General features: G+C 42.5%; 5 protein-coding genes and 1 pseudogene. 4 read left to right on the top strand and 2 right to left on the bottom strand.

Features of this window, described 5'->3' with window-relative positions; genetic code table 11:
* The 4 genes and pseudogenes from VF500_RS26540 to VF500_RS26530 all read left to right on the top strand — a co-directional run.
* A partial coding sequence (locus VF500_RS26540) for a glycosyltransferase family 2 protein (RefSeq protein ID WP_330862558.1) occupies positions 1 to 1,032 on the top strand: 1,032 nt, incomplete at its 5' end.
* Complete coding sequence (locus VF500_RS26535) at positions 1,029 to 2,597, top strand: hypothetical protein (RefSeq protein WP_330862557.1); 1,569 nt, start codon at positions 1,029 to 1,031, stop codon at positions 2,595 to 2,597. The genes VF500_RS26540 and VF500_RS26535, both read left to right, overlap by 4 nt.
* A gap of 7 nt (positions 2,598 to 2,604) precedes the next feature.
* A pseudogene (locus VF500_RS31835) lies at positions 2,605 to 2,667 on the top strand (Vmc-like lipoprotein signal peptide domain-containing protein); the annotation flags it as partial.
* Positions 2,668 to 3,220: 553 nt separating this feature from the next.
* The gene (locus VF500_RS26530; protein ID WP_330862556.1) at positions 3,221 to 3,508 is read left to right on the top strand and encodes a hypothetical protein; all 288 of its coding nucleotides are present in this window, start codon (positions 3,221 to 3,223) and stop codon (positions 3,506 to 3,508) included.
* Positions 3,509 to 3,512: 4 nt separating this feature from the next.
* Here VF500_RS26530 and VF500_RS26525 read toward each other — a convergent pair whose 3' ends face one another.
* A complete protein-coding gene (locus VF500_RS26525; RefSeq protein WP_330862555.1) occupies positions 3,513 to 6,128 on the bottom strand; it encodes an AAA family ATPase in 2,616 nt (871 codons plus the stop codon).
* A gap of 282 nt (positions 6,129 to 6,410) precedes the next feature.
* On the bottom strand, positions 6,411 to 7,292 hold an 882-nt coding region (locus tag VF500_RS26520), incomplete at its 5' end, for a hypothetical protein (protein WP_330862554.1).

Here is a 7,292-nt window from a genome sequence, read left to right as displayed (position 1 = left end):
ATCAAACTGCTTATTGAAGAGGACGATGACAAAACATTAAACGCCGTAAAAAACCTCGACTTCCCCGCTGTATTTGAAGTTATTGTGGTGCCTTTCCACATGCCTAAAACCAAGCCGAAGGCCTGTAACTACGGTCTGCATTTTTCAAGGGGGCAGTACCTCACCATTTATGATGCCGAGGATATCCCCGATACCGATCAGCTTAAAAAAGTGGTGGCCCTGTTTCACAAGCTGCCCGAAAATTATATCTGCATCCAAAGCGCGCTCAACTACTTTAACCGTAACGAGAACTTCCTTACCCGGATGTTCACCCTCGAGTATTCGTACTGGTTTGACTATATGCTGCCCGGTTTGGATACGCTGGATATCCCCATCCCCCTTGGCGGCACCAGTAACCACTTTAAAATGGACGTGCTGATTGAGCTTGGTGCCTGGGACCCCTTTAACGTAACCGAAGATGCCGACCTTGGCGTACGCGCCTATGCTAAAGGTTATAAGGTAGCCATTGTAAACTCTACCACGTACGAGGAAGCCAATAACAACTTCTGGAACTGGATCCGCCAGCGCTCGCGCTGGATCAAGGGGTACATGCAAACCTACCTGGTGCATATGCGCAATCCCGTAGCCCTCATTAAAAAGATAGGCTTTCGCGGTTTCCTTGGTTTTAACTTTTTCATCGGCGCTACATCGGCTACCTTCCTCATCTACCCGGTGCTGCTGCTTATTTTTATCTGCTACCTCATATTTGATTTTTCAACCATCCGCAATCTGTTTCCTGACTGGGTGCTGTTCATGTCCATATTCAACCTTATGGTAGGTAATATCCTCATGATCTATATCAATATGATGGCAGTATTTAAACGCCGCTATTTCGAGCTCATTTTGTTTGCCATAGCCAACCCCATTTACTGGCTCATGCACTCCATTGCGGCTTATATGGGCTTGTATCAGCTTATCACCAATCCGTTTTACTGGGAAAAAACCAACCACGGTTTAAGCAAGGTTAATAACCCAACAAACGTTGTTAAATGAAAATTGCCAAAAGTACATACCTGTTTATATTTACCCTGGTGCTGGCAGGCTGGTACCTTTTTATAGGCATCTACCTTAATAAACTGGGCTACTACAACCAGGAGAGCCTGTTTTATATCGAAAAAACCAAGATAGTATTCGAAGGCCTTGGCAACCGCCTAAAAGTAATGGGCTTAACCGCCCCGCTGCTGCCTTTTTACTCCACCTTTATTTTTTCGACCATAAACAGCTACTGGGCACCCGTAATAGCATCGGCGCTGGGCACGGCAGGCTTTTTCTACCTTATTTCGCGCTCGTTCCTGATCCGTGTTAAGGACGATTTTTACCTCATCATGGTAGCTGTGCTGTTTGTGCTGCATCCCGGTATTATTTACATGGCCTGCTCGGGCAAAGCCATTTACCTGGTGGTAACCTTCGTGTACCTGTTTTTCCTTAACCTGCTTAAGTTTTACCGCTCAAACACCACGTTTCACGTATCTATAGCCAGTATGTGTTTGGTAACGCTCATTTTTTGCGATTACCGCTTTATCTGGCTTACGCTGTTCTTTATTCCGCTGGTATTGTCTATCACGCTGGCCAGTCTTAACCTGGGCGAAAAGGAATCCATCTTCAGGCTGTTTATGAGCTTTAACAGTCCGTCGTTAAGGCGTAAGCTTATTAATAAAACCTTTGCCATTTACGTGATCCTGTTTATCCTGCCCGTGGTATCGCTCATTTGCTATAAGCTGCTTAACCAAACCCACGCCAGCGACTATAACTACTTTATGGAAAGTCCGCTGGCTACCTGGAACGTACTGGTCGACAAGCTTAATTACGATACCACCGTAACCGCAGTAAACTACCAGCTGCCCGAACTCAGCATCCTGGTATCATTAAGGGTTATTTATTTTTGTCCGCTGATACTATTTGGCCTGTACCTGCTGCGCGAAAGCACTTACCATGTACTAACCGTGCTCACCCTGTTTGCCTTTGTAGAGTTTTTGCACATTAAGTACGATAAGCTTTTCCTCACCTACCAGTACTACCTCATATTTTTATTTGTGGCGCTGCTGTGTATTATATTTAAGGTGCATACCATTAAAAACAAACTGGCGGTTAAACTGGGTCTCGCCTGCGTAATTGTGCTGCAACTGTACACTGGTTACACCTTTTTAACCCACTCGCTCATAACCGACGAGCGCCGCTTCATCACCACCCTTAACCGCCTGGAGCCTAATACCGATCAAAGCGAAAGCAGGGAAATGGCAACCTATATCAACAGTCTGCCCGATAATACGCACATCCTCATGGACGATGCCATATCATACCCCATAGTGGCCTTTACCAACAACGTTAAAAAACTAACCCTGCCCTACCAGCTCGACACTTTCCTGTCAGCCATTGAAACCCCCTATAAATACGACGACTATATCCTGATAGCCACTCCCAAAAACCCCTTCACCGGCTACACCCAGCTCAACGATAAATACATCCCCGAAATCCGCCGCCTCAACAGCGGTGTAAACTACAAACGCGCATATGAAACCGACGGCTGGATTTTGTATAAGGTGGTGACGTTGCAGTAGTTTTTTCGTTGGCAGTGGGTTTTTAGTGGCAGTGGCAGCAGCAGTTGCAGTGGCCTGTCATCCTGAGTGATAACGAAGGATCTTCTTCGCCATGCACGACCGCTTTACAGAGCGAAGAAGATGCTTCGTACCTCAGCATGACAAGCGTTTTTAATCTTATCCCCATCAAATCAACATTACAAAAATCCTTAATTCCGAAATCGAAAATCCCAATTCCGAAATCAAAATAATGGCGTTGCCTGCGGCCCGGGCTTTACGCTGCAAATCCTCGCCCCGGCCTCCGCGCGAAGGCCTGTGCGGGCTGTGGGTTTTCCGCTGCAATCCCTAACGCGGCCGGGGCTCAGGGCCGGAAGGGGGGGGGTAAGGTAAGAGGCTTTGACTACCGTTTAGCTTTGCATGCGGGCCACAAGGTACAACCTTACGGCAGCGTTTCTTATTTTTTGCTACCGCAAGGCTGCGCCTTGTGGTTTTTTGCTGGGGATTGAATTTGCTTGCGATAGCAGAAGCAATAATCTTTAACGTTCTGAAGAAAAAGTATCTTATTAAATCACCTATAAAGTATTTACTAAAAATATTAGTATATACTAATATTTTTAGTAAATTTGATTTTAAATGTTACCACTATGAATAATACGTTTGAAATCAAATCATGGGTACTGGGCACTGAAAGAAAAATAATAGTTACTGAACCTCTAACTGTTGACGGTACTGAATTTAAATTGGAATTGGACGAAAAAGAACCGTTGATCATAAAATATGACAATGGTCATTGGCACCCTCTATCGCCGGATGATAAAACAGTTGTCGCAGTTCCGAGGCAATTGGAAATTGATAGCATCGGCTTCGAGATCGCCAAACATTGGTGTTCGCGTCTTGCAAGACAGCTGGAAAATTTTCAATTAGCTATTTAGCATATTACTTTTGTGCCTTTTTAATCTTTATGCGCAAATCGTCGTACCGTTTTATTTCAGTATCCAAATCTTCCAGCTTTGGTTTCCGATAAGCATATCTATCACTATGAGAGTGCCCTTCCATGTAGCGGCAACACAAACCGAAACTTTCCATCAATTCGGCTTTGATTAAAGGATCGATGGTCACCTTTTCTAAGCTATCAATACTTATTCGCTCAACAAATCGCTGAACTACACCATTAAACATGCCGAACACAACAAGTGTCTCGTAGCAGGTTCTCAAACTGGTAAAACTTTGTTGAATCAATAGCTCACGTGTTGCGGCCGGGCAGTCAGTTTTATTCGCCTGGTGGTATAAATTCCGCGGCTTATCTGCATTCTTATATTCCTTTTCATAAGACGGCGCGTTTTTCAATGATACATAACCAGGTTTACCATTCCGTTGCTCGATCCAATGGCATAGATGGTCGCTTCCTATGTCCTGAATGCAGCCAATGAGCTGAGAAACAAATACCAGGTCGTGGGTAAAAACGACTACCTGTCTTATTAAAGATTCTTTTGTCAGACGTTCTGCGATCTGTGATTTTCTTTCCTCATCTAATGAGGTAACAGGGTCATCGAAGATAATGCCTCTGTTGATACCAGATAAGGTGGTTTCCGAGAAAAAATCTGCCAGCGAGATCACCTTTTGTTCCCCTTCACTCAAAATATCCGTCGGCTGTTTCCCTTTTAAGTTAAGCTGCCGGTATGAAGTACCCGCTGATCCTGTATGATTGATGGTGATGCCAAAATTGCCGTTCAAAACCAAGCACTCGTCATTGAATTTGTCGATATATGCCTGATTAAAATATTGGTTGGACAATTCCTTCTCTTTGTTGGTAATGTCCCGCTTATTTATCTTCCCTTTTGCCTTCTGAGCCTTGGCGACCCACTGATAATCAGCTACGGCTTTTTCTACAGTAGCATAATGTGTCTTCAGTTTCTCTTTATGATTCAGAAAAATTATTTTTTGATCAAGTTCTGCTATCTCCTTACTTACGTCAGAAGCTTGTAGACTTTCTATTTTCTGATCAATATCTGCAACAATGTTATCAACTAATAAAAGATCCGCCTGATTTTCGGCTAACTGCTCGTCACTCCTTGCGTCTATATTTTTAATTATTTCCCCTTTTAATTCAGCTAACTCTGTAAGCTTTTTATTCACTTGTTTAAGTTCTTCATTCTTATTCTCACTAAACCATTTATAAAGTGTCGTATTGTCGGGCAATAAGTTGAGGTCCAGTTTTTCAAATGCCGCTCTGGCATTTATCAATGCTGTTTGTGCATCCTTCGCATCCTGTTCTGCTTTGCTTTTGATAAAGGTCCAATATGAGGAAACCAGTTTTGCCGCCTCATCCGACAAAGGCTGGTGGCACAACATGCATATATCGTTTTTGCCAGGATAATCCCCAGGCGGATTACCCTGCAGCTTCGCAAACGCATCTGCTGCGACTATGAATTCTCTCCAGGCAGTGTCGCCTACGCCGGTAACATAAATATTTTTAAATTGATCAATATTATTGGTTGCTGCCAGCTTTTCTCTATCGACACAACTCTTAATTTTTTCGGCTGCTTTTGACAACTGATCCGTATTGAAGTACCGGTTAACATTGATCAAATTGGTTTTAAAAGCATTGAGTTGGGTTTTGATCTGGTTCAGATCACTGATCTCTTTATCTTTTTTTAGCGCCATTAAGGCAGCTTTGGATTCTTCTAATTTCCTTCGCTCTTCCCGATCATTATCGTTGAATTCTTTGTATTCTTTGAAATACTCCAATTTTGTTTTGTCTGATAATGAAGCGATCAGCGTTTTGATCGCAGATTCCCCATCGAACAAAGCAACTAAATTCGAAGTCGGCACATGTTGGTCAATCTGCTGTTGAACAAATTCGTCCATTTTCTTACAGCTTTCCGTAATAGCCGCAAAGTACGACAAGCCTGACGGGCGAAATTCAAACTGATTCTTATTATTCAGGTGCGCATGTACAGCCTTTTCATCAAATACAGAAAATTGCTTAAATTCCGGTTTGGCGCAATCCATCGGAAAATTAAGGGCATAATTACTATTTGCAGCATTAAACTCAAACTCTGCTTTTTTTGTCAACGGAGTAGTGTCATGAATATTTGGCAAAATAGTTTTCTCACCTTTGGTAATAAAAACATTATTTAGCAACCGAATATAGCCCGATTTTCCAGACCCATTAGAACCGTAAATAATAGTTAGGTTTTTGCCGAACTCTAATACTTGGCCTGGAACCAAAGCGTTAATGCCTTCTACTCCTGAAATTTTGGTGAGCTTCAGATCAGTTTTATAAGTCCCTGTGTGATCTTTACAAATAATATTGATCTCACTCCGTTCTCCTGTACTTTCAAGTAAACCCGCATCTTCAAAGAAATATTGAAGTGCCTTTTCGTAGTCCTCATCTGTGATCTCTGAACCAGCTAATATTTTTTCGGATAAATATTGCTCCCAAAATGGCAAAGTAGATGTAAAGTCTATTATATCGCCTTCGAGCGTTCGAACATTTTGTGCAGGTACGTCCGAATTTTCCGATGAGGGAGTTTCTGATTCAGGATTCATGATTAGGTTTTTTTGGGGTTAATATTTCCTTTTAAACGGTCGGGAGATCTCGAAAAAAGTCTGCTTTAAATTACCACTTAATATTGTGAATATATAAATTATTGCAAATAATATTAACTAATATCCCCCTCGCTGGCGCACGCGTGTCGCATGTTACCCGTATGCTATGTCTACATCATCACAAAACTCGCAATCTCTTACTGCCGCAATAATTCAACTATAAATGCATCCAATACAGATAAGACACACGCAACACGCGTGCGCCAGCCTAAGGGAAGAATATTATTCCTCTTGGGTCTCGCCTGGCGCTACCGTTCCTAAAGTACTCCTACGCGATTTAAGTGGATGCTTTTTGGCATGATTCACGCCTATGATCCCCTCTTTTATAGCCTTGCTAAATTCCCTTAAGACGAACTGTCGCACACCTTTGGCAGTAATTAAAAGCAACATATCTAAATGGCTATCCAAAATCTGTAATGGTTCTGCGTCATCCGTTAGTAGTTGGCAAAGCCCGGCGTTGTAACGTTCCTCAAAAATAACTGCTAATTGAGATATAGATCTGTTAGGAGCTTCAGTAATCATTTGACACATATCCTCCATATGAGCCGCGGGCAGGAGATTGTTATCTGCTTGATGTTCCTGGAAAAGCTTAGTAATCTCGTCTATCTCCCCTTCCCGGATATGCCCATTAATACGTCTCATTATGCTCTGCTTCTGCTGTCGTATTATATTGATGTGTACCATTGAGATCTCTTGTTTAAATTCTTCGGCAACCGGATTATCCCTTTGGAAATGCATCAAATTCCTGTATTTATCATCGTCTATCTCGCCTCGTTGCGCTGCTTTTCCCAAACCTTTACGTAGAGAAATAAGTATACGTTCGTAGTCAAGCGAAATCAAACCTTTATCTGAGAAATAGAAATAAAAAACGGCTATCTGTAGGTAATCATAGATTGAATAGAGACCTTCCTCGGCGTATCTTAAGGTCTTTTCCGCATTAATCAAGAAAGCATCGTCGCTGAGGTGTCGAAATTTGTAATTCACTACAAGAGGAAAGCAAACCAAATGATCGGGTACCCGATCAGGATCTCGCGATTCAAACTCTGCCCGTAGCTTCACTTCATCAAGGTAGCCTGAAAGAATAAAGTCAAAAACAGAATTCCA

This window comes from Mucilaginibacter sp. (assembly GCF_036383575.1).
GTDB lineage: Bacteria > Bacteroidota > Bacteroidia > Sphingobacteriales > Sphingobacteriaceae > Mucilaginibacter.
This window is presented reverse-complemented; position numbering and strand designations above follow the sequence as displayed.